Consider the following 21,327-nt stretch of genomic DNA (forward strand, 5'->3'; position numbering starts at 1 on the left):
TGTCCAGTCTAGGCGGTCAACGCCATGAGGTCCACGTAGATTCCCGCACCCGACCACTGCGCGCTGCCCCGTAGGGTGCTGGCATGACATCAGGGAATGTGGGCGATCAAGGCCAGCACGCCGCTCAGGATCGCAGCGCGGGCCTCGTCGTTGCCACGATGGCCGGCGCCCTCGTGATCTTCGGCGTGATGCTTGCCGTGCTGGGAGCGGAGTTGGCCACCCCCGAGGCCTGGATGCTGGCTGCCGTTGCTGTCTTCACGCTGCTGTCCTGGGGACTGGTGCGCTTCCTGCCCCCTCCCCCGGGTGCCCCGCAGGCTGGGGCAGTCATGCCGCTCGTGGTGCTGCGCGCAGCGATCCTGGAAGCGCCGGCGATGATCGGGATCGGCCTGGCCTTCGCAGCAGACCCGCCCAACCTTCTCGTCTACCTGCTGCCCGCGATGTTCGCTCTCGCGGGGCTGTGGATGTTCGCGCGTCCTTCTGTGGTGCGGTCCCACCTGGACAAGGCGAGGGCCCGGTAGGAACCGGGCCCTCGTGATGGAGCGGGTGGCACGAATTGCACGTGCGTCTTTCCTCTGGAAGAGGACTGTTCTGCTGCTGAACTACACCCGCAGACGTCTCAACGATACCGGCCGGTAGGGCCAGATCCAAAGCGGACTCGCCGAGACGCGCGTCGGAGCAGCCTGCGTCAGTTGCGCCCGTAGACCATCTGGACGAAGTGCGCGACGTGCTCGTTGCCCACATTGCGGGCCAGGTCGGACTCGCTGATCATCCCGACCAGCCGACCGTCCTGCACGACGGGCAGTCGCTTGATCTGCTGGTCACCCATGATGTCCACGATCCGCTGGACGTCCTCGCCGGCATCCACGGTGGACACGATGCCCTGGGCGATCGAACCAGCTGTCGTAGCGGACAGGTCGGCGCCCTCGGCAACGCCGCGGACGACGATGTCGCGGTCGGTGATGATCCCGATCAGGGTGCCCTTCTCGTCCACGACGGGAAGCGCTCCGACCTCGTGGTCGCGCATCAAGGCGGCCGCGTCGGCCAAGTTCTGGTCGTCACGGACACTGTGCATCTCGGCGGTCATGATCTCTGCTGCGGTGGTCATGCCCACCAGCCTGCCGCAGATCGTGGTGCCGTGCACCCGAAACTCGGGCGACGACATACAGGGGGCTCGCCTAGACTTGACCGGTCATGCCCAAGGAAACCGGTCGCAAACTCATCGCGAACAACAAGAAGGCCCGCCACGAGTACCTCATCGAGGACACGGTCGAGGCCGGCCTCGTGCTGACCGGGACCGAGGTGAAGTCGCTGCGGATGGGCCGCGCCTCGCTGGCCGACGGGTACGCCACGAGTTACGGCGGCGAGCTCTACCTGGAGGGCGTGCACATCCCGGAGTACAGCCAGGGCACCTGGACCAACCACTCGGCGCGCCGACGCCGCAAGCTCCTGCTGCACCGCGAGCAGATCGACAAGATGGTGGCCAAGGCCGAGCAGGCCGGGCACACGATCATCCCGCTGTCCCTCTACTTCAAGGACGGCCGGGCCAAGGTCGAGATCGCGCTGGCCAAGGGCAAGAAAATGCACGACAAGCGGCAGACGCTGCGCGAGCGGCAGGACCGCCGCGAGGCCGAGCGCGCGATGTCAGCGCACCTGAAGAAGCACGGCTGACCCGACGCCGATCAGAGCCATCCGCGCGGGTTGACCGGGGTGCCGTTCTCGCGGGTCTCGAAGTGCAGGTGACATCCGGTCGAGGTGCCCGTCGTGCCCTCATAGCCGATCACCTGACCACGAGAGACCGACTGGCCAGAGGAGACCGCGAAGCTCTCCAGGTGCAGGTAGGCGGTGGTGAGGTTGACGCCGCGCTGGACCCCGTGGTCCAGGACGACGTAGTTGCCGCGGCTGTCGTCGTAGAGGGTGCCGTAGACCACGCCGTCGGCCGCCGCGAGGATGGGCGTGCCGCACGGCGCGCCGAAGTCGAGGCCGGAGTGCAGCAGCCAGATGCCGAGCACGGGGTGGAGCCGGTTGCCGAACTCGCTGGTGCTCGGGGCATTGACCGGGTAGGACAGGAAGCCTGACGAGGACGCCTGGGCGGCGGTGCGCTCCTGCTGCTGCGCGCGGGAGGCCGCCTGCTCGCGGGCACGCTGATCCGCCGCCGCCTTGGCCTGCGCCTCGCGCTCCCGGTCGGCAGCGGCGTCAGCCTCCCGCTGGGCAGCGGCAGCCCGCCGCTCAGCCTCCTGGCGGGCCGCCTCGTCCTGTCGGCGTTGCGCCTCGGCGGCTGCCTCCCGCTGACGCTGCGCCTCGCGCTCGGCCGCGCGCTGACGGGCGGCCTCCTCCTCGGCGGCCTTCTTGGCCGCTGCCTCCTGCGCAGCAGCCCTGCGGGCGGCTTCCTCGGCCGCCTTGCGGCGAGCTTCCTCCTCGGCCTTGCGGCGGGCCTCCTCCTCGGCGATCCGCTGGAGCTCTGCCTTCTCCTCGACCTTGAGTCCATGCTTGGTGCCGGCGAGCTCCTCGAGCTGGGCCGCGAGGTCGTCAGAGCGCTGCTGCTCGGCCTCGAGCTCTTCCTGGACCTTCTGCTTCTCGGTCTCCAGGGCGGCCTTGTCCTGCACCTGCTGGGCCTCCAGCGTCTCCAACGCAGTCTTGGCCTCCTCGGCGGCTGCCGTGGCCTGCTCCTTGGCGATCACATTGGCCTCGGCCTGCGCGAGCAGGTAGGCGATGTCGGAGCGCACCCCTTTGAGCCGGTCCTGCTCGGAGACGGCCTGCGCCTCGGCGGTGGCAAGGGCGCGGATCTGCTGGTCCTGGACCCGGAGCACCGTGCGCGCCATCGCCATCCGGTCCACTGCATCGGTCTCGCCGGAGAGGATCTCCAGCGTGGTGGCCAGCGAGCCCATCCCACCCTGCTTGTAGCTGTCCCTGGCGATCGCGCCGACGGTGCTGCGGCTGCGGGCCTGCTCGTCTTCGTTGTCCGCCAGCACGTCCTCGATCGCCGACTCGTTGGCGCGGGCGATGGCCAGCTCGGTGTCGATCCGGCGCGCCTCGGCCTCGGCGTCGGCCAGATCGGCCTCGGCCTCCTCCAGCACGATCCGTGCCGTCTCGACCGCAGCGGTGGTCTCTCGCAGCCGTTGGTCGGCCTCCACCAGCTGGGCGGTGGTGTGGTCGAGCTCGACCCCGAGGGCGGAGGCCGCCTGATCACTGGCCTGACGGTCCTTGGCCGCCTGGCTCTCGCGCTTCTCGACCTCGCGGATCTTGGACCGAATGTCATCGAGGTCGCTGGCCAGGGCGGGGCCTGCGACGAGCAGCCCGGACAGGGTCAGAGCCACGGCCACGGTGAGGCGGCGGCTGCGTCGGGTGGGACGGGACATCGTCATCTCCTTGGGACCTACACCCGCACGTGGCGCCGGAGCGCCAACCAGGCGGTGACCACGGCCAGCAACAGGGCGCCGCCGACCAGGAAGGGGGTGATCAACCAGACGTCGCGGGGCCCGACGAGGCTGATCAGGCCGCTGTCCCCCGCCAGCAGCTCGGACAGGAAGCCGGTGACGCCGTGGCGGACCGTGGCCCAGAGCAGACCGACCGCGAGCGCTGCACCGAGCAGTGTCGCGATCACCGTCTCCAGGACGAAGGGCAGATGGATGGAGAAGCCGGAGGCCCCGACCATCCGCTTGATCGAGGTCTCGCGGCGCCGGGTCCAGGCGGTCAGGCGGATCGTGGTGCCGATGAGCAGCACCGCACAGACGACCATCGCCACGGCCAGGGCCAGCGATCCGAGGCTGAGCACCTGAAGGAAGGTGAAGAGCCGATCGACCACCTCGCGCTGGTCCTCGACGCTCTCGACTCCCGGCGCGCGCTCGAAGGCCTGCCGGATCACCTCGTACTTGCTCGGATCCGAGAGGTTGACGCGGAAGGACTCTGGGATCGCCTCCTGCGGGATCGAGTCCAGCACCGGTGAGTTGCGGAACTGCTCCCGGAAGCGCTCGTAGGCCTGCTCGTTGGTCTCGTGGTAGATGTCGGTCACCAACGGCCGGAGGCCCTCGAGGTCGGCCTCGATCTGGTCGCGCTGGTCATCGGTCACCGCACCACCGGAGCACGAGGCGACATCCGTGCTGTCGGGGGTGCAGAGGAAGATCGAGACCTGGACCCGGTCGTACCAGTATCCCTTGGCGGTGTTGACCTGCTGCTGGGCGAGCAACCCGATGCCCAGGAAGAACAACGAGACCATCGTCACCAGCACGACGGAGACGATCATCGAGGCGTTGCGGCGCAGTCCGTTGGCCACCTCGCCCAGCAGGAAGCCCGGCCTCACGGCGCGACCACCTCGCGGTACCCACCTTCGGCCTGGTCCCGCACGACCTGGCCCTGGTGGAGCTGGACCACCCGCTTGCGGAACTGGTCGACGATGTTGGTGTCGTGAGTGGCCATCAGCACCGTGGTGCCCGCGCGGTTGATGCGGTCCAGGATGGCCACGATCTCACCGGAGGTGTCGGGGTCGAGATTTCCGGTCGGCTCGTCAGCGAGCAGGATCGGCGGCTTGTTCACCATCGCTCGCGCGATCGCGACCCGTTGCTGCTCGCCTCCGGACAGCTCGTGCGGCAGGCGCCGCCCCTTGTCCTGCAGGCCGACCAACTCCAAGGTCTCCGGCACACGCCGCTTGATCTCGTGCCCCTTGGCCCCCAGGACCTGCAGCACGTAGGCGACGTTCTGGTAGACGGTCTTGCCCGCGAGGAGCCGGAAGTCTTGGAAGACGGTGCCGATCTGCCGACGCAGCAGGTGGACGCGGCGTTGCGGCAGCTCCCCCAGAGCGTGCCCGGCGACCAGGACTCGGCCCGAGGTGGGCTGGTGCTCGAGGATCACCAGCCGCAGCAGCGAGCTCTTGCCTGAGCCGGACTGGCCGACGACGAAGCAGAATTCCCCGCGGGTCACATCCAGATCCACGCCCTGCAGCGCCCAGGGGTCACCTTTGGCATAGCGCAGGGAGACGTTCTCAAGGGTGATCATCTGGGGCTTCCGGGACAGGGGTGGCGACCGAGTTTCACGTTAACGGAAGTGATTCGTGTGACAAAGGACCTCGGCCCGGCGAGGCGCGAGATGGGTGCCGGTCTGTTACTAGAGTGGTGGACTGTGGACCTCGCACCCGCCTCCGGCTCCGCGGGACAGCCCTGGCGTCGGCCGCAGACCTACTGGCCGGCCCTGTCTCAGGCGCTGACCGGCCACGGGCAGCCCATCGTGACGCTGGACCTGACCGCCCTGGAGCACAACCTCGACGAGCTCACCCGCCGGGCGGACGGGGTGAGGATCCGGGTGGCCAGCAAGTCCGTGCGCTCCCGCCCCGTCATCGAGAGCGTGCTGGGCCAGGACGGTTACGGCGGGATCCTCGCCTACGCCCTCGCCGAGGCGGTCTGGGCCTCCAGGTGGTGTGAAGACGTGCTCATGGGCTACCCCAGCACCGACACCCACGCCCTCGCCCAGCTGCTCGCGGACGAGCAGGCGGTGCACCGCGTCACGCTGATGATCGACTCCACGGCCCACCTCGACCTCATCGACATGGTCGCCTCTGCGGGACGGCGCCCCGAGGTCCGGGTCGCAATCGACCTCGACCTCGCCTACGACCCACCACGCGCCGGTCGGCTGACCGGTCGCGTCGGCGTCTACCGCTCCCCCGTCGCCACCGCGCAGGCCGCGCGCCGCCTCGCCTCGGCGGTGGTCGCCCGACCTGGCTTCCGCCTGGTCGGCGTGATGGGGTACGAGGCCCAGATCGCCGGGGTCGGTGATCAGGGCCCGGCACAGGACGGCACCGGTCCGCTGTCCAGAGCCACTGCCGCCGCGCAGCAGGCACGCACCCTCGTCCTCCGTCGCCTGCAGGCCGACTCCTGGGGAGACGTGCTCGAGCGGCGCTCGGCGATGGTCACGGGGATCCGGGCGGTCGCGGAGGAGGCCGGCACTCCGTTGGAGCTGGTGAACGGCGGTGGCACCGGTTCGGTCCATCTGACCCGGCAGGACCCCTCGGTCACCGAGATCGCCGCCGGCTCCGGGCTCTTCGGCCCCACCCTCTTCGACCGCTACCGCGCCTTCTCCCCCGCTCCTGCTGCAGCCTTCGCGCTCCCCGTCGTCCGCCGGCCCGCGGCCGACATCGCCACCGTCGCAGGAGGCGGCTGGATCGCGTCCGGTCCGCCAGGACCGGACCGGCTACCCCGCGTGGTCTGGCCTGGCGCGGTGCAGCTGGTGGGCAACGAGGGCGCCGGCGAGGTCCAGACCCCCCTGCGTGGGCCGGGCGCGGCCGGGCTCTCCGTGGGCGATCTCACCTGGTGGCGCCACGCCAAGGCCGGGGAGCTCAGCGAGCACACCCACGCCTTCACCCTGGTCCGCAGCCGGGTGAGCGGAGGCGACGTGGAGATCGATCGCGCCGGGACAGCCCTCACCTATCGCGGAGAAGGCAAGGCCTTCGGATGAGCCCGCCCACCTCCCGGCGCGGCCCCACCGTATGGCGCAACTGGTCCGGTGCGGTCCGAGCCACCCCGCTGCGAGTCGAGCGCCCGACCTCGGTCGGTGAGGTCGTCGACCTGGTGCACCGCGCCCGGGCCGAGGGGGTGCGGGTCAAGCCGGTCGGTGCAGGTCATTCCTTCTCCCCGATCGCGCATGCGCCGCAGGTCCAGGTCGACCTCACCGGCCTGAGCGGCTTGCTCCACTCCGACCCGAGCACCGCGACGGTGACGCTGGCTGCCGGGACCCGGCTCCACGACATACCGGGCTTGCTCGATCCCCTCGGCCTGGCGATGACCAACCTGGGCGACATCGATCGGCAGACCATCTCCGGGGCGATCTCAACCGGCACCCACGGCACGGGGCTGGGCTTCGGCGGCATCGCGACCCAGGTCACCGGGCTCACGCTCGTCGACGGGACCGGCACGGTGCGGACGTTCGGCGAGGCCGACCCCCAGTTGCGCGGCGCCGTGGTCGGGCTGGGTGCCCTCGGCGTGATCACCTCAGTCACCCTGCGCTGCTCCCCCGCCTTCAGCCTGCGCGCGGTGGAGCGGCCTGAGCCTCTCCCCGCGGTGCTCGACTCCTTCGTCGAGCGGTGCGGCCAGGAGGACCACCTCGAGTTCTACTGGTTTCCGCACACGAGCGTGGCGCTGACCAAGACGAACACCCGCGCCCCGGCGGGTCGCGACCTGGCCCCACTCACCCGGCGCCAGCGGCTCGTCGACGAGCAGCTGCTCAGCAATGGCCTGTATGCCGTGACCTGTCGCCTCGGGCGATCGGTCCCGACCGCGGTCCCGACGGTGAACCGGCTCGCCACGGCACTAGTGGGCGACCGGGTGTTCGCGGACCGTTCCGACCGAGTGTTCACCACCGCACGCACGGTGCGCTTCCACGAGACCGAGTGGGCGCTCCCGCTGGCCGCCATCCCCGAGGTGGCGCGCGAGCTGGACGGGATGATCCGGCGGCAGGGCTGGCGGATCAGCTTCCCGGTCGAGTTCCGGGCGGCAGCGGCGGATGACCTCTGGCTCTCGACGGCCCACGGGCGGGCGAGCGGGTACGTGGCGGCGCACCGCTACCACCGCGAGGACCCGTCGGCCTATTTCGCGGCGGTACGCGACATCGCCCTCGCCCATGGTGGGCGGCCGCACTGGGGCAAGATGCACGACCTGGGGCACCACGATCTGCACGACCGGTATGCGCGGATGCCGGACTTTCTCGAGCTGCGTCACCGGCTCGACCCCGACCGGGTCTTCGCCAACGCCTATCTGGAACGGGTACTCGGGTCCTGAGAGCGCGCTCGGCGAGGACTCGGGGCTGACCGGCGGGTGAGCTGCCTGGCTCATCCGTCTGGGAGAGGGCTGGGAGTTGGGTCAAGCGCAGGTCAAAATTTCGTCCGGGTTCGGCAAAGTCATCCCTGCGCGGGCTCGTGCGGGCCTACTTTCAGCCTGTCCACCCCACGTCGAAGGAGACGTCCACCGTGAAGACCGCACGCACCGTCGCGCTCAGCGCAGCGACCGCCCTGGTCCTGGCCGGGCTCGCCGGCCCCGCCCTGGCCAACCCGAACAAGGGCCCCGGCAACAACAATGGCAACCCGAACAACCCGCAGAAGATGGCGCAGGCCATGAAGGTCGAGCGGGTGATGGACCACCTGGAGGCTTTCCAGGACATCGCCGATGCACATGGTGGCAACCGGGCTGCCGGCACCTCGGGCTATGAGGCCAGCGCCCAGTACGTCGAGTCCGTCCTGCACGACGCCGGCTATACCACCGAGCGGCAGTACTTCAGCTTCGAGCGCTTCTCCATCCAGGCCGACACGCTCAGCGTGGTCTCCCCCACACCCCGGAACGTGACCAACCAGGTCATGAGCTACAGCCCGTCCACTCCCACCGGCGGCACCACCGCCCTGCTCGCCGCTCCCTCGGCCAACGCCCAGGGCTGCGACGCGGCCGCGTATGCGGGCGCCGACCTGTCGGGTCAGATCGCGCTCGTCTCGCGCGGCACCTGCCCCTTCTCGGTGAAGAGCCTGATGGCCGCCGAGGCTGGCGCGGAGGCCGTCATCATGTACAACAACACCGACGGGATGCTCAACGGCACCCTGGGGGGCGCCGACGACGACTTCGTGCCCAGCACCGGCATCACCCAGGCTGATGGGAAGGCGCTGCTGGCCCAGATGGGGAGCGGTCCGGTCGAGGTCCACCTGGACATCCAGACCACCCTGGAGGATGTCGAGACCTTCAACGTCTTCGCCGAGACCCGCACCGGCCGCGCCGACAATGTCGTCATGGTCGGCGCGCACCTGGACGGCGCGGACGAAGGCCCTGGCATTAACGACAATGGGACCGGCTCGGCCGCCATCCTGGAGACCGCCGTCCAGCTGGCCAAGGTGAACAAGCTCAACAACACGGTGCGCTTCGCCTGGTGGGGCGCCGAGGAGCACGGTCTGGTCGGCTCCAACTACTACGTCCGCGACCTCGTCACCAACGATCCGGCCGAGCTCGACCGGATCGCCACCTACCTGAACTTCGACATGGTGGGCTCGCCGAACTACATCATCGGGGTCTACGACGCCGACGAGTCGACCCATGCGGCCGCCGTCCCGCCTCCGCCCGGTTCCATCGCCACCGAGAAGGCGTTCACCGACTACTTCGACTCCATCGGGCAACCCTGGGTCGACACCGCCTACTCCGGCCGCTCGGACTATCAGGCCTTCATCCTCAACGGGGTGCCCGCCTCCGGCCTGTTCACCGGCGCGGACGGCCGCAAGACGGCCGCTGAGGTCGAACTCTTCGGTGGCACAGAGGGCATCACCTACGACCCGAACTACCACACCCCCGCCGACGACATCAACAACGTCAACGCGGAGGCTCTGGAGATCATGTCCAAGGCCATCGGCGCGGTGACCCTCACGCTGGCGCAGGACACCTCGGCGATCAACGGCAAGCGCAGCGCCGGAAAGTCCGGCAAGCCCCACCCCCAGGAGTCCGTCGATACCGGTGCCGCCCACGACGGCGACGCCGCCTGACGGCATACCTGCGGACAACGTTGCGTGAACACTCGTGCGGGTCGCCCGGCGTCGGCCGGGTGGCCCGCACGAAGCTTGTACCTTCAGCACGTCGCACCACCCCGCACACGTCGGGCCCCGGGGGGACCTTCCGGTGAGCCCGTCCCTGATCGAGATGGAGAACGCACACCCATGCACGCACGCTCCCTGGCCCGCACCGGGCTCGCCGCGCTGACCACCGGCGCCCTGACCCTCACCGGTGTCCTGGCCGCCGCTCCCCTGGCCCAGGCCGCCGGCACCCCCCTGGTGATCAACGAGGTCTACGGCGGTGGCGGCAACTCCGGCGCCACCTACACCCACGACTTCGTCGAGCTCTTCAACGGCACCGACGCCGCTATCGACCTCAGCGGCTATGTCGTCCAGTACTACTCCGCCGCGGGCAACCCGGGCAGCGCGGCCAACACCTGTACCCTCAGCGGAACCATCGCGCCCGGAAGCCACTTCCTGATCCAGCAGGCCGCCGGCGCCGGTGGCACCACCCCGCTGCCCACCCCCGACCAGCAGTGCTCGGCCGCGATGGCCGGCACCGCCGGCTCGGTGCGGTTGTTCGACGCCGCTGGCGGCACGGTCGACACCGTCGGCTACGGCAACGTGGTCATCTACGAAGGCGCGCCGGCCCAGGCGCTGACCAATGCCACCTCCGCGAGCCGCACCGACGGCATCGACACCGACAACAACGCCGCCGATTTCACCCGCGGTGCCCCGACCCCGCAGAACTCGAGCTGGACCGAGCCCGAGCCGGAGCCCGAGCCGGACCCGCTCGAGCTGACCATCGCCGACATTCAGGGCACCGGGACGGAAACGCCATACAGGGGGCAGGTGGTCGCGACCACGGGTGTGGTGACGGCGGCCTACCCGACCGGTGGCTTCCGCGGCGTCTACCTGCAGACCCCCGGCAGCGGCGGCGTGGAGAAGGCACCCGGTGACGCCTCGGACGGCATCTTCGTCTTCTCCGACTGGGTGGCCGGCAACCTGGAGATCGGCGACTGCGTCGAGATCGAGGGCACCGCCGCCGAGTTCAACGGACTCACCCAGCTGACCAACGCCTTCGCCGAGCGGATCGAGGGGTGCGAGCCCGTCCTGCCGACCGCGCTGACCACCCTTCCGGCCACCGACGCCGAGAAGGAGGTCTACGAGGGAATGCTCGTGCACCCCCAGGGGACCTACACGATCACCAACAACTACCAGCTGAACCAGTTCGGCCAGCTGGGCCTGGCGGTCGGTGACGAGCCGCTCTACACCGCCACCGACGTGGTGCGGCCGGGCGCGGAGGCCCTGGCCTACGAGGCGGAGAACCTGCGCCGCTACATCACCCTCGACGACGGCTCCTCGTGGAACTACATGACCAACGCCACGGCCAAGGAGACGCCGCTGCCCTACCTGTCCGCGGACGCCCCGCGGCGGACCGGCTCGCAGCTGAGCTTCACCGACCCGGTGATCCTGGACTACCGCTTCCAGTGGAACTTCCAGCCGGTCGCCCAGGTGGTCGGCGCGGACAGCCCGGTCATCCCGATCTCCTCGGAGAACGACCGGGAGTATGACGTGCCTCAGGTCGGCGGGAACCTCCAGATCGGCGCATTCAACGTGCTCAACTACTTCACCGACCTCGGCCAGGACGAGGAAGGCTGCGCCTTCTACGCCGACCGCGAGGGCAACCCGGTGACGACGAACTGGTGCGAGGTCCGGGGTGCGTGGACGACGGCGGCCTTTGAGGACCAGCAGGCCAAGATCGTCGCCGCCATCAACGGGATGGATGCCGATGTGCTCGCCCTGCAGGAGATCGAGGCGAACTCGGCGCTGTCCTACAAGGACCTGCCGCGCGACACCGCGATCGCTGACCTCGTGGACGCGCTGAATGCGGACGTCGGCGCGACGCGCTGGGCCTACGTGCCCTCGCCCGTGGGCCAGGTGCCGAGCAACGAGGACATCATCCGCACCGGTTTCATCTACAACCCGAACACGGTGCAGCTGCTCGGCTCCTCCCAGATCCTGCTCGATGACGCCTTCGCCAACGCCCGCTACCCGCTGGCGCAGAAGTTCAAGGCCCGGCAGACCGGCAACCCGTTCGTGGCGATCAACAACCACTACAAGTCCAAGGGCTCGGGTGAGGACGACGGCACCGGCCAGGGGCTGGCCAACCCCTCCCGCGAGGCGCAGTCACGGGCGCTGACCAGCTGGGTGAGCTCGAACTTCCGTGGTGACGCGGTCTTCCTGATGGGTGACTTCAACGCCTACGCCAAGGAGACCCCGATCCAGATCATCGAGGGCGCCGGCTTCACCAACCTGGCCAAGACCTACGAGCCGACCTCGACGACCTACCAGTTCTCCGGTCGGCTCGGCTCGCTGGACCACGTCTTCGCCAACGCCCACGCCCAGCGCCTGGTGACAGGGGCCGCGGTCTGGGACATCAACGGGGATGAATCGGTGGCCTTCGAGTACAGCCGCCGCAACTACAACATCACCGACTTCTACGCCCCCGACCAGTTCGCCAGCTCCGATCACGACCCGATCGTGGTCGGCCTCAACACCGGCAACCGGGGCCGCGGCAACAACTGAGGCACCGTAGCGGGCTCATCCCGCTCGATCGGGCCCCGTGGGCCGTCGTCTATGAGCTGCTGACGCTGGTCACCTACCCTCTCGTCGCGCACTACGGCACCAGCAAGGCACTCAAGGCCGCCCGCCTCTACCTGGGCTACAGCCTCGCTGGCGGGCTGGCGATGCTCGTCGGCATCGTCTGGCTGACCGCCCTGGTCGGACCGGTGGAGTTCGAGCCTGGCGGGGCGGAGGAGGTCATCGCCCTGGCCAGCAGCGACCCGGGCAGCGCGACCGCGATCCTGGTCCTGCTGCTGGCCGGGCTCGGTGTCAAGGCCGCCATCTTCCCGCTACACGGCTGGCTGCCGCGGGCGATGGTCGCCCCCGCTCCGGTCAGCGCCCTGCTGCACGCCGTCGCCGTCGTCAAAGCCGGTGTCTTCGGGATCGCCCGCGTCCTCGAGGACGTCTTCGGCCCCGTCGTCGCCGATGAGCTGGGCGTCCTCACCCCGCTTCTGGTTCTCACCTGCATCACGATCGTCTACGGCTCGGTCCGGGCGTTGGTCCAGGACGACCTGAAGAAGCGGTTGGCCTACTCCACCGTCAGCCAGGTCTCCTATGTCACGCTCGGCCTGGCCCTGGCCACGACCGCTGGCATCACCGGTGGCATCGTCCACCTGGTCCACCAGGGCTTGATGAAGATCACCCTCTTCTTCTGTGCCGGGCTGTTCGCCGAGACGCTCGGGGTGACCAGGGTCAGCCAGCTGCCCGGCATCGCCCGCCGGATGCCGCTCACGGCGGCCGCCTTCACGATCGGCGCCTTCGGGATGATCGGTCTGCCCCCGCTGGCCGGCTTCGTCTCCAAGTGGTGGCTGGGGCTGGGCGCGCTTGACTCCGAGCACCCCTGGGTGCTCGGAGTGCTGCTCACCAGCGCGCTGCTCAACGCGATCTACTTCCTCCCGGTCGTCTACTCGATGTGGTTCTCCGCGCCCACCGACGCCGTCCTGGAGGGTGAGTGCCGAGAGGGCGCCAGCACCGCCCACCAGGGGGTGCGCGAAGCCTCCGGACTGCTGCTCTACCCGGCCCTGGTCACGGCCACGCTCGCGGTGCTCGCCGGCGTGCTGGCGGCCGCTCCGTTGGCACCACTCGCCGTCGCGGAGGCCATCGCCGAAAGGGTGGGTAGTCGATGACCGCACTGCTCTGGAGCCTCGCCACCGGCCTGCCCCTGCTGCTCGCCGGCCTGCTGCTGTTCACCCGTCCGCCGGGTGATCGTGCCGCCGCGACCGGCCGCCCGGACCGACCCTCGGGCGTGCACCGCTGGTCGGTGCGCCTGGCGCAGCTCGCCCTCCTTCCCGCCCTGATCCTCACCCTGCTCCCACGGGACGAGCAGGGCACCGTCGCCGCCGTCGAGGCGCCCTGGCTCCTGCTCGGCACGACTCTCGGCCTGGACCCGGTCGGCCGCGCCCTCCTGCTCGTCGCGGTCGTCCTGTATGCCGCCGCCCTCACCGCAGTCAGCTGGCGGCACACCGAGCGCGCAGCCCAGCTCGAGGCTTTCCTGCTCGTCAGCTTCGTCGGCAACCTGGGGGTGTATGCCGCGACCGATGCGGTCACCTTCTACCTCGCCTTCGCGGTGATGAGCTTTGCGGCCGCCGGCCTGGTGCTCCACGAACGCACCCGTGAGGCGCACCGAGCCGGACGGGTCTACCTGGCCCTCACCGTGCTGAGCGAGACCGCCGTCCTCGGTGCGCTGCTGATGGTCGTCCACGCCGGTGGTCTGCACCTGGCCGACGCGCCCGCCGCGGTGGCGACCACACCGCATACGGGGCTCGTCGTCGCCCTGCTCCTGGTCGGCTTCGGGGTCAAGGCCGGCCTGATGCCCCTGCACGTCTGGCTGCCCCTCGCCCACCCGGCCGCTCCACCTGCCGCGAGCGCGGTGCTCTCCGGCGCGATGGTCAAGGCGGGGCTGGTGGGGTGGCTGCGTTTCCTGCCCCTCGGCGAGATCGCGCTGCCGACCTGGGGGGTGGCGCTCGTGGTGCTCGCCCTGGTCAGCGCCTTCGGCGCCGTCCTGCTCGGCATCGGCCAACGCGACCCCAAGGTGGTCATCGCCTACTCGACGGTGAGCCAGATGGGATACCTGTCGGCGATCGTCGGCGTCGCCCTCGCCCAGCCCGAGCTCGCGCCGGCCGCGATCGCCTCGGCCACCGTCTATGCCGTGCACCACGGGCTGGCCAAGGGTGCCCTCTTCCTCGGCTTCCCGGTCTGGAAGCACCACGGTCAGGGCTGGTCGCGTCGCCTGGTGATCGCCGGGCTCGTGGTCGCCGGGCTGGCGGTGGTCGGCGCCCCCTTCACCTCCGGGTCGCTCGGCAAGTACGCCACCAAGACCGCGGTGGAGGGCGTGGGCCTGCTCGGCATCGACCTGATCCAGCTGCTCCCCCTCGTCGCGACGGGGTCGACCGTGCTGCTCATCCGCTTCGCCTGGGTGCTGCGCCGCACCGAGCTGGACCCCCTCCCGGCCCGCTCCGACCCCGAGCTGCCTGCCTGGCTGATCGTGGTCGCCACCTCCGTCGCGCTGCCCTGGTGGATCACCGCCGCCTGGCTGCCGATCACCCAGGTGCCCGAGCTCGACCCGGTCACCCTCTGGGACGCCTCCTGGCCGATCCTGCTGGGCATCGCGCTCGGCGCCGTGGTCTGGTGGCAGGCCGAGACGGGGCGTCGGGACCGCCTGCAGGAGCGGGCGACCCAGATCCCGGCCGGGGACATTGTGGTGCTCGAGGAGCGGGTGCTCGCCCGGGCGACGCGCGCGACCGGTCGTGCCGGGGCGCACCTCGGCAACGGCCGTGACCGGGCGGTAGAGGCTGCCCGGACCGGCCTGTCCGATCTGCTGCGGCGGGCCGCGGGGCCCGTGTCGCACACCCTGGGGGCTCTGGGCTCCTACCGCGGCAGCGGCCTGCTCATCGTGGGGCTGATCGTCCTGCTCGTCCTCGTCCAGGAGGTGTGGTCATGACCTGGGTGCTCGCGATCCTCGCCCGCGGCGCCGGGCTGGCGCTGCTGTGGTGGGTGCTCACCGAGGGCCGCAGCGGGTATGCCGTGTATGGCGCCCTCGCGGTCCCGGTCGCGCTCGCCGTCTCGCTGTGGCTCGCCCCGCCGTCGTCCCCCGGCACCGCACAGGCCAGTAGGCGTGAAGCTGGCCCGGTCGGTCATCGTCTGGTCTCCGTGCCCCGGCTGATCGCCTGGTATGCCGTGCAGGTCACCGCGGGTGCGGTCGACGTGGCCCGCAGGCTGCTCCGGCGGCGGCCCGACGTCGCTCCTGTCGTCGTGGAGACGACGACTCGGCTGCCCGAGGGTCCGTGGCGCCAGCTGGCGGTCGCGATGTACGGCCTGATGCCCGGGTCGCTCGTCTGCGACACCGACGGCGGGCGGCTGCGCCTGCACACCCTCGCGGAGGAACTCGACCCCATCGGGGCCTGGCGCGAGCTGGAGGATCACCTGGCCCGCGCGGCCGGCCTGGAGTTGCCGGACTGAGCGAGCGGCTCGGCGTCAGGAACCGCCGAGCAGGAGCCCATCAGTCCTCGGCCTTCTCCTGCGCGCGCTTCCAGCGGATGCCGGCGTCGATGAAGTCGTCGAGGTCGCCGTCGAGCACGGCTGCGGTGGAGCCCACCTCGTGGCCGGTCCGCAGGTCCTTGACCATCTGGTAGGGGTGCAGGACGTAGGAGCGCATCTGGTCGCCCCAGCTGGCCTTGACGTCGCCGGCCATCTCCTTCTTCATCGCGTCCTCCTCCTGCTTGCGCTGCAGGAGCAGCCGGGACTGGAGGACGCGCAGGGCAGCAGCGCGGTTCTGGATCTGCGACTTCTCGTTCTGCATCGAGACCACGATGCCGGTCGGGATGTGCGTCATCCGGACCGCGGAGTCGGTGGTGTTGACCGACTGACCACCGGGGCCGCTGGAGCGGAAGACATCGATCTTCAGCTCGGTCTCCGGGATGTCGATCGAGTCGTCGCTCTCGATGAGCGGGATCACCTCGACGGCGGCGAAGCTGGTCTGGCGGCGGCCCTGGTTGTCGAACGGGCTGATCCGCACCAGGCGGTGGGTGCCGGCCTCGATCCCGAGGGTGCCGAAGGCATAGGGCGCCTTGACCTCGAAGGTCGCCGACTTCAACCCCGCCTCCTCGGCGTAGGAGGTGTCCAGCACCGCGGTCGGGTAGTCGTGCCGCTCGGCCCAGCGCAGATACATCCGCATCAGCATCTCGGCGAAGTCGGCGGCGTCGACACCACCCGCACCGGCGCGGATGGTCACCACAGCCTCGCGCTCGTCGTACTCCCCGTTGAGCAGGGTGCGCACCTCGAGCTGCTCGACGTCCTTCTTGAGCTTGGTGAGGTCGCGCTCGGCCTCCTGCAGCGTCTCGGCGTCGTTCTCTTCAACACCCAGCTCGACGAGCGCCTCCAGGTCATCAATCCGGGCATCCATCCCGGTGACCTTGTCGTGCTCAGCCTTGGCGCGGGACAGCGCGGAGGTCACCTTCTGGGCGTTGTCGACGTCATCCCACAGGTCCGGCTCGCTCGCCTGCTCCTCCAGCGCGGTGATGGTCCCCTGCAGCCGATCGAGGTCGGTGACCTCACGCACCGACGCCATCGTCGCGCGGAGCTGCTTGATCTCGGTCTCGAAGTCGACTGCCACGAGGGTCAAGCCTACGCCAGGCCGGCCGGAAACCCCCTCGCGCCGGTGCGGCACCCGGCATACGGTCCTCTCATGACCGATCCTCACCTGGATGACCAGGGCCGCCCCGAGCCCCCCTTCGCCGCCGACGAGGCGGGCACGCTGCTCGGCTTCCTCGACTTCCAGCGCGCGACCCTGGCGTGGAAGACGGAGGGACTCGACGACGAGGCTCTGCGGGCTTCGCTGACCGGCCACCCGTCCGGTATGTCGCTTGCTGGCCTGCTCAAGCACCTCGCCTACGTGGAGGACTACTGGTTCGCCGAGGTGGTGGGCGGCCAGGTGGACGTCGAGCCGTGGGCGTCGGTGGACTGGGAGGCCGACGGCGACTGGGACTGGCACTCCGCGCGGGAGGACACCGGGGAGGAGTTGCGCGCCCTGTGGGCGGCCTCCCTGGAGCGGTCGCGGGCGATCGTCGCGGGCCGACTGGACGACCTGGGCGCGACCTCGCCCGCGTGGGGCGGGCGGGAGCAGGTCTCGCTGCGGTGGGTGCTGACCCACATGATCGAGGAGTACGCCCGGCACAACGGGCACGCCGACCTGCTGCGCGAGCAGGTGGACGGGCAGACCGGCGAGTAGCCGAACCGTGGGGACTGTGCCTCAGCCGCTGGCGACCAACCCGCGGACTCCGGGCACGGCCTCCAGCAGGTAGCTGACCGCCTGGACCGCGGTCCAACCCTCAGGGTGGCGACCGATCAACTCGGTGGCGCCGGTGAGGTCCTGGCCCAGGGTGATCAGGGTGTCCTCGGCATAGCCGTCCTTGCGCTCCTGACCCAGGCCGATATTGGCCATCAGCCCGTTGCACAGACACTTGCGGCCCTCGGTCTCCTCCAGGGTGCCGCCCTTCTTGAGGTACATATGCACCGGCTCGGAGGCGCAGCGGTAGCCGACCTCACCGTCCTCCCGCTCGTAGGGCTGGCGCAGGTAGGACAGGTCGCACAGCCGCGGGCGGGCCTCGTAGACCTCGACCTGGCTGGCCGTGCCCTCCATGGTGGCCACCTTGAACGGGAAGCCGGTGGGGCTGGCCCGCGGGTCGTTGCGGACACTGAGCTCGCCGGTGCGCAGCTGCTCCAGCATCTGGGCACGGGGCTCATCGGCCAGGCCGGAGTCGAGGGAGAGCGCGAAGAGAGTGCCGACCTGGACACCGACAGCACCGGCGGCGATCGCCTCGGCGACCAGGTGCGGGGTGGAGTAGGCACCGGCCATCCAGAACGGCAGCCCGAGGGCGACCATCTTCTCCAGGTTGGCCTCGTCTCGATCGCCATAGACCGGCTCGCCCTGCTCATCGAGCTGCATCTTGCCGCGGGGCGGTGCCGAGTGGCCGCCCGCCGGCGGACGCTCGACCACGAAGCCGTCGGGACGGATCTCGGGGTCGCGGTGCAGGTAGGACGCGAGCTGATCGACCGAGACGATCGCCAGGAAGTCGGGGCGCACGAGCTGGGGCAGGTCGTCGCCGAGCAGGTCCACCGGGTCGACCTCGATGTAGCGGCGCAGCTTTCCACCGGCCACGTCGGCGCTGATCCGACCGACCTCACCGGCCGCGAGCGCGCGCAGCAGCGCGGGGATCTCGCGCGGGATGCCGGCGCCCATGAGCACGTAGTCGACCCCGGCCAGCATCGCGCCGAAGAGCGCGGTCGGGGTGGCCATCTGGACCTTCTCCAGGCAGTTGATGCCGACCGCTCCCCCGCCACCGTGCTGATCCAGCCCCTCGCGGGCGAGCCAGACCTCGGCGAAGTTGCCGACGACGCCCAACTCCTGCCCGGCGCGGGCGGTGCTCAGGGTCAGCTTGGGGATCGGCTTGTAGGGCGTGCCGGGCTCACGGCCGCCCTCGATGAAGTACTTGTCCAGCACGCGCTGCGCCATCTCCTGGCACGGGAAGTGCTCCAGTGCGCGGCGGTAGTGCCCGCCAGGGTCGCCGTCCTGCAGCACCCGCGAGATGACCGCGTCCATCGCTGTGCCGGAGACGACACCGAGATGACCTGAGCGGGAGACCTCCCGCGCCAGCCGCCACCCGGAGACCGCGACCCCCATGCCGCCCTGGATGACCGTGGGGCGGGGTCGTTCTCGCTCTCGCGGGCTCTGGGCATGGGTCAGCGGAGCGTGCGGGGGCAAGGTGGTGACTGCAGCCATACGGAGTGGGACACCTTCGGGATCGGGGAACCTACGAAAACGTAGGTTTCGGTCGCGTAGGTTACGGTATCGTAAGTATCGGACGCTGTCGCCCTGCGCCGCCCGATCGTGAGCGATCCCACGTTGCGCGTTTCCGCGCGTCGGCCTCAGGCTCGGTGCACCCGAACGCCTTCGTCGGTCACCTCGAAGCGCACCTGGGCGAGGTCCTCCACCACCAGGTCGGCCAGCGGCTCCAGCTCGTCGCGCGAACTCGTGGTGGTGACGGCCAGCGTCGCCGCCCCCGCTGCCCTCCCCGCCTTGAGCCCCGCTGGGGCGTCCTCGACCACCAGGCACTTCGCGGGGTCGACGCCGAGCTGCCGCGCACCGGCGAGATAGGGCTCGGGGTCCGGCTTGCCCTTGCCCCGCGGGATGTCGTCGGCGCTCACCACCACGGCAGGCGGGGTGACCCCGGCGGCCGCGAGCCGGCGAGCGGCCAGTTCGGCACCGGCGGAGGTGACGACGGCAGCCCGCCCGTCGAGGGCAGCGATCGCCTCGATGGCGCCGGGCAGGACCACGATGCCTTCCTGGTCCTCCAGCTCCAGCCGGTCGATGTGGGCGGTGGCGTCATCGACGTCCAGGTGCGGGGCGACCATCTGGACGATTCCGCGGCTGGGCACCCCGTGGAAGCCGACGAACCGTTCGTAGGGCACGTCGTAATGGTCGGCCCATGCCCTCCAGGTGCGGACGACGACGGCGCTGGAGTCGACCAGCGTGCCGTCGTTGTCGAACAGGACTGCCTCGAAGACCTCGGTGGTGATATCGCGCATGGCTCCATCCTCACGGATCCAGGTCGCTGCGGGCACTGGAGGTCACCGTGATGGTGACCCCGGACCCAAAGGCCGAGAGCAAGGGGCTGAGGATCGGCACCCGTGCGGTCCCGGTGACCACCACGGTGGCGGTGCGACCGTCGGGCGAACCGGTACCCGGGGCGATGGCCCAGCCCTGCAGGCGCTCCGGCAACGTCCGGCGAGCGAGGTGATCGGTGGCCGCTGCGCCGACCGTCTCGTCGGAGAGCAGCACTCCCCCGCCCAGCCCACCGGCATACGCCTGCTCCATGGCCAGCGCGTCGCTGGCGTCCAGAGCGGCCGCGTCCGCCGCATCGAGAAGGTGAATCCGGCTGAGCTGGATCGAGGTGACGCTCACGATGGAAAGCACGATCATCAGGACGATCGCGACCATTCCGATCATCAGGATGCTGATCTGTCCGCCCTCCGTGCTGCGCTCGGACTGCTGTCGCTCGGCCTGCCGCACCGCAAGACGCCGGATGAGGGCCCGTGGTGGACTCACCCTCCCTCCCGGAACTCGTCGACCGGTTCGACGTGCCGGGCACTCAGGGTGACTGCGGAGGGCACCGCATGGCGCGCGAAGTCTGGGATGAGTGGGAGCACGACAGTGACCGAACTCTCGACGACGACGTCGCTACCGGGAGTCAGGCACGGGTCCTGGGTGCAGGTGAGGACGAGCGAGCTCGCCTCCTGGTCCACGCCGTGGGCGTTGAGGACCAAGCCCGCCGCGGCGTGGGCGCGGAGGGGTGCATCCGCCAGATCCTGGGCCGTGACGAACCCTCGCCCCGCCTCCCGGGCCGCTGCAGAAGCTGCGTAGGCACCGGCCTGCACCGTGCCGAGCGTGGCCACCAGGTAGAAGAGTGGCACCACGAGCAGGACGAGGAGGAAGGCGGCTTCCACCGTCATGCTCCCCCGCTCCATCGATGTCATCACTGGTCCTCTGCGTAGGCCTGCCCGGTGACCGTCATCGCGTCCGCAGGTCCGAACGGCCCGACGACGGGCAGTCGGAGGCTGGCGCTGACCTCGACGATCTGGACACCACCCACGCTCGTGCGCGTCGCCGACACTGCGGCGGCGTCACCCCCCGGCAGGCTGGCGCTCAGCAGCTCGCGCGCCCTGGCTGCTCCCTGCTCGGGACCCAGATCTGCGCGGGCTCCGTGCCGGGCGCCCTCGACGACATGGGCCGTCGCCGTGTTGTGCAGGTGCAGCGCAAAGGCCAGCTGCATCGCCGCCAGCAGCACCAGACTCACGAGCCCGGCAAGCATGGCGAACTCCGAGACCGCCGCGCCGGAGTCACGATCACGGCACCAGGAGCGCGCTCGGCACCGCACTCCTGGGCAGGCTCCACGGCGGCCGTCAGCCGCCAACGCGGTTGACCGCGTCCGTGAACAACCCCGTCAGCAGCGGCTCCGCCACCAGCCAGAGTGCTGCGACCAGACCCGCGGTCATGATCGTGATCAGGACCCATCCGGGAACGTCGCCGCGCTCGGGCTGGCGCGCCCAGGCGCGGTAGCGCGCCGAGAGGCCGCCAGGGGTTCGTCGGCTGTGGGTCAGGGTGAATCGGCGCATCATCTCGTTCTCCTCAGTCAGATGTCGTCGTG

General features: G+C 70.2%; 21 protein-coding genes and 1 tRNA gene. 10 read left to right on the top strand and 12 right to left on the bottom strand.

Features of this window, described 5'->3' with window-relative positions; genetic code table 11:
- Nucleotides 1–83 precede the first annotated feature (83 nt).
- Complete coding sequence (locus ACQBAT_RS10525) at nucleotides 84–518, top strand: hypothetical protein (RefSeq protein ID WP_420746581.1); 435 nt, start codon at nucleotides 84–86, stop codon at nucleotides 516–518.
- Between the two features lie 17 nt (nucleotides 519–535).
- On the opposite strand, the gene ACQBAT_RS10530 is transcribed toward ACQBAT_RS10525, so the two are convergent.
- Together ACQBAT_RS10530 and ACQBAT_RS10535 are read right to left on the bottom strand one after the other, a co-directional pair.
- A tRNA-Gly gene (locus ACQBAT_RS10530) sits at nucleotides 536–609 on the bottom strand.
- Nucleotides 610–685: 76 nt separating this feature from the next.
- Nucleotides 686–1,105, bottom strand: coding sequence for a CBS domain-containing protein (locus ACQBAT_RS10535; RefSeq protein ID WP_420746582.1), 420 nt, complete (start codon nucleotides 1,103–1,105; stop codon nucleotides 686–688).
- Nucleotides 1,106–1,191: 86 nt separating this feature from the next.
- Between ACQBAT_RS10535 and smpB the strand changes: the two genes are divergently transcribed.
- Nucleotides 1,192–1,668, top strand: coding sequence for an SsrA-binding protein SmpB (gene smpB / locus ACQBAT_RS10540; RefSeq protein ID WP_420746583.1), 477 nt, complete (start codon nucleotides 1,192–1,194; stop codon nucleotides 1,666–1,668).
- A gap of 11 nt (nucleotides 1,669–1,679) precedes the next feature.
- Here the strand turns inward: smpB and ACQBAT_RS10545 are convergent, their stop codons facing one another.
- From ACQBAT_RS10545 to ftsE, 3 genes are read right to left on the bottom strand one after another with little or no spacing between them, the layout of a single operon-like run.
- Entirely contained in the window at nucleotides 1,680–3,356 is a 1,677-nt protein-coding gene (locus ACQBAT_RS10545; protein ID WP_420746584.1) for a peptidoglycan DD-metalloendopeptidase family protein, read from the bottom strand.
- 17 nt (nucleotides 3,357–3,373) lie between these two features.
- Nucleotides 3,374–4,297 (bottom strand): permease-like cell division protein FtsX, encoded by a 924-nt coding sequence (ftsX, locus tag ACQBAT_RS10550; protein WP_420746585.1) that lies wholly within the window; start codon nucleotides 4,295–4,297, stop codon nucleotides 3,374–3,376.
- A complete protein-coding gene (ftsE, locus tag ACQBAT_RS10555) occupies nucleotides 4,294–4,989 on the bottom strand; it encodes a cell division ATP-binding protein FtsE (protein ID WP_420746586.1) in 696 nt (231 codons plus the stop codon). Before ftsE ends, ftsX begins: the two co-directional genes overlap by 4 nt.
- 123 nt (nucleotides 4,990–5,112) lie before the next feature.
- On the opposite strand from ftsE, the gene ACQBAT_RS10560 reads away from it, so the two are divergent.
- The 7 genes from ACQBAT_RS10560 (at nucleotide 5,113) to ACQBAT_RS10590 (ending at nucleotide 15,583) form a co-directional block, all read left to right on the top strand.
- Nucleotides 5,113–6,441: an alanine racemase gene (locus tag ACQBAT_RS10560; protein WP_420746587.1), complete on the top strand. Its 1,329-nt coding sequence runs from the start codon at nucleotides 5,113–5,115 to the stop codon at nucleotides 6,439–6,441.
- Nucleotides 6,438–7,760 (top strand): D-arabinono-1,4-lactone oxidase, encoded by a 1,323-nt coding sequence (locus ACQBAT_RS10565; RefSeq protein ID WP_420746588.1) that lies wholly within the window; start codon nucleotides 6,438–6,440, stop codon nucleotides 7,758–7,760. The genes ACQBAT_RS10560 and ACQBAT_RS10565 overlap by 4 nt, the downstream gene beginning before the upstream one ends.
- 188 nt (nucleotides 7,761–7,948) lie before the next feature.
- On the top strand, nucleotides 7,949–9,493 hold the full coding sequence (locus ACQBAT_RS10570) for a M20/M25/M40 family metallo-hydrolase (RefSeq protein ID WP_420746589.1): 1,545 nt from the start codon (nucleotides 7,949–7,951) through the stop codon (nucleotides 9,491–9,493).
- A 171-nt stretch (nucleotides 9,494–9,664) separates the two neighbouring features.
- Nucleotides 9,665–12,088: an ExeM/NucH family extracellular endonuclease gene (locus ACQBAT_RS10575; protein ID WP_420746590.1), complete on the top strand. Its 2,424-nt coding sequence runs from the start codon at nucleotides 9,665–9,667 to the stop codon at nucleotides 12,086–12,088.
- 65 nt (nucleotides 12,089–12,153) lie between these two features.
- Nucleotides 12,154–13,251: a complex I subunit 5 family protein gene (locus ACQBAT_RS10580; RefSeq protein WP_427197762.1), complete on the top strand. Its 1,098-nt coding sequence runs from the start codon at nucleotides 12,154–12,156 to the stop codon at nucleotides 13,249–13,251.
- Complete coding sequence (locus tag ACQBAT_RS10585; protein ID WP_420746591.1) at nucleotides 13,248–15,065, top strand: complex I subunit 5 family protein; 1,818 nt, start codon at nucleotides 13,248–13,250, stop codon at nucleotides 15,063–15,065. The genes ACQBAT_RS10580 and ACQBAT_RS10585 overlap by 4 nt, the downstream gene beginning before the upstream one ends.
- Nucleotides 15,062–15,583, top strand: a complete 522-nt coding sequence (locus ACQBAT_RS10590) for a Na+/H+ antiporter subunit E (RefSeq protein ID WP_420746592.1) — start codon at nucleotides 15,062–15,064, stop codon at nucleotides 15,581–15,583. Before ACQBAT_RS10585 ends, ACQBAT_RS10590 begins: the two co-directional genes overlap by 4 nt.
- Nucleotides 15,584–15,623: 40 nt before the next feature.
- Here the strand turns inward: ACQBAT_RS10590 and prfB are convergent, their stop codons facing one another.
- A complete protein-coding gene (gene prfB, locus ACQBAT_RS10595) occupies nucleotides 15,624–16,736 on the bottom strand; it encodes a peptide chain release factor 2 (protein ID WP_420746593.1) in 1,113 nt (370 codons plus the stop codon).
- A gap of 72 nt (nucleotides 16,737–16,808) precedes the next feature.
- Here prfB and ACQBAT_RS10600 point away from each other — a divergent pair, with 72 nt between their 5' ends.
- On the top strand, nucleotides 16,809–17,351 hold the full coding sequence (locus ACQBAT_RS10600) for a DinB family protein (protein ID WP_420746594.1): 543 nt from the start codon (nucleotides 16,809–16,811) through the stop codon (nucleotides 17,349–17,351).
- 21 nt (nucleotides 17,352–17,372) lie between these two features.
- On the opposite strand, the gene ACQBAT_RS10605 is transcribed toward ACQBAT_RS10600, so the two are convergent.
- The 6 genes from ACQBAT_RS10605 to ACQBAT_RS10630 form a co-directional block, all read right to left on the bottom strand.
- Entirely contained in the window at nucleotides 17,373–18,902 is a 1,530-nt protein-coding gene (locus ACQBAT_RS10605; RefSeq protein ID WP_420746595.1) for a nitronate monooxygenase, read from the bottom strand.
- 146 nt (nucleotides 18,903–19,048) lie between these two features.
- Nucleotides 19,049–19,708: an HAD family hydrolase gene (locus ACQBAT_RS10610; protein WP_420746596.1), complete on the bottom strand. Its 660-nt coding sequence runs from the start codon at nucleotides 19,706–19,708 to the stop codon at nucleotides 19,049–19,051.
- A 10-nt stretch (nucleotides 19,709–19,718) separates the two neighbouring features.
- Nucleotides 19,719–20,228 carry a pilus assembly protein TadG-related protein gene (locus tag ACQBAT_RS10615; protein ID WP_420746597.1) on the bottom strand — a complete coding sequence of 170 codons (510 nt, stop codon included), beginning with the start codon at nucleotides 20,226–20,228 and terminating at the stop codon, nucleotides 19,719–19,721.
- Nucleotides 20,225–20,632 (bottom strand): pilus assembly protein, encoded by a 408-nt coding sequence (locus tag ACQBAT_RS10620; protein WP_420746598.1) that lies wholly within the window; start codon nucleotides 20,630–20,632, stop codon nucleotides 20,225–20,227. Before ACQBAT_RS10620 ends, ACQBAT_RS10615 begins: the two co-directional genes overlap by 4 nt.
- A 23-nt stretch (nucleotides 20,633–20,655) precedes the next feature.
- Nucleotides 20,656–20,991, bottom strand: coding sequence for a pilus assembly protein (locus ACQBAT_RS10625; protein WP_427197682.1), 336 nt, complete (start codon nucleotides 20,989–20,991; stop codon nucleotides 20,656–20,658).
- A gap of 91 nt (nucleotides 20,992–21,082) precedes the next feature.
- Nucleotides 21,083–21,295, bottom strand: a complete 213-nt coding sequence (locus ACQBAT_RS10630; protein ID WP_420746627.1) for a hypothetical protein — start codon at nucleotides 21,293–21,295, stop codon at nucleotides 21,083–21,085.
- Between the last annotated feature and the right edge of the window lie 32 nt (nucleotides 21,296–21,327).

It is taken from the genome of Ornithinimicrobium pulveris, assembly GCF_050261105.1.
In the GTDB taxonomy this organism is placed as follows: domain Bacteria; phylum Actinomycetota; class Actinomycetes; order Actinomycetales; family Dermatophilaceae; genus Ornithinicoccus.

What these genes read in the sequence shown, in the direction of transcription:
- ACQBAT_RS10525 (WP_420746581.1), top strand. Translation starts at nt 84, where the DNA reads ATGACATCAGGGAATGTGGGCGATCAAGGCCAGCACGCCGCTCAGGAT.
- ACQBAT_RS10535 (WP_420746582.1), bottom strand. Translation starts at nt 1,105, where the DNA reads ATGACCACCGCAGCAGAGATCATGACCGCCGAGATGCACAGTGTCCGT.
- smpB (WP_420746583.1), top strand. Translation starts at nt 1,192, where the DNA reads ATGCCCAAGGAAACCGGTCGCAAACTCATCGCGAACAACAAGAAGGCC.
- ACQBAT_RS10545 (WP_420746584.1), bottom strand. Translation starts at nt 3,356, where the DNA reads ATGTCCCGTCCCACCCGACGCAGCCGCCGCCTCACCGTGGCCGTGGCT.
- ftsE (WP_420746586.1), bottom strand. Translation starts at nt 4,989, where the DNA reads ATGATCACCCTTGAGAACGTCTCCCTGCGCTATGCCAAAGGTGACCCC.
- ACQBAT_RS10565 (WP_420746588.1), top strand. Translation starts at nt 6,438, where the DNA reads ATGAGCCCGCCCACCTCCCGGCGCGGCCCCACCGTATGGCGCAACTGG.
- ACQBAT_RS10575 (WP_420746590.1), top strand. Translation starts at nt 9,665, where the DNA reads ATGCACGCACGCTCCCTGGCCCGCACCGGGCTCGCCGCGCTGACCACC.
- ACQBAT_RS10585 (WP_420746591.1), top strand. Translation starts at nt 13,248, where the DNA reads ATGACCGCACTGCTCTGGAGCCTCGCCACCGGCCTGCCCCTGCTGCTC.
- ACQBAT_RS10590 (WP_420746592.1), top strand. Translation starts at nt 15,062, where the DNA reads ATGACCTGGGTGCTCGCGATCCTCGCCCGCGGCGCCGGGCTGGCGCTG.
- ACQBAT_RS10600 (WP_420746594.1), top strand. Translation starts at nt 16,809, where the DNA reads ATGACCGATCCTCACCTGGATGACCAGGGCCGCCCCGAGCCCCCCTTC.
- ACQBAT_RS10605 (WP_420746595.1), bottom strand. Translation starts at nt 18,902, where the DNA reads ATGGCTGCAGTCACCACCTTGCCCCCGCACGCTCCGCTGACCCATGCC.
- ACQBAT_RS10610 (WP_420746596.1), bottom strand. Translation starts at nt 19,708, where the DNA reads ATGCGCGATATCACCACCGAGGTCTTCGAGGCAGTCCTGTTCGACAAC.
- ACQBAT_RS10620 (WP_420746598.1), bottom strand. Translation starts at nt 20,632, where the DNA reads ATGACGGTGGAAGCCGCCTTCCTCCTCGTCCTGCTCGTGGTGCCACTC.
- ACQBAT_RS10625 (WP_427197682.1), bottom strand. Translation starts at nt 20,991, where the DNA reads ATGCTTGCCGGGCTCGTGAGTCTGGTGCTGCTGGCGGCGATGCAGCTG.
- ACQBAT_RS10630 (WP_420746627.1), bottom strand. Translation starts at nt 21,295, where the DNA reads ATGCGCCGATTCACCCTGACCCACAGCCGACGAACCCCTGGCGGCCTC.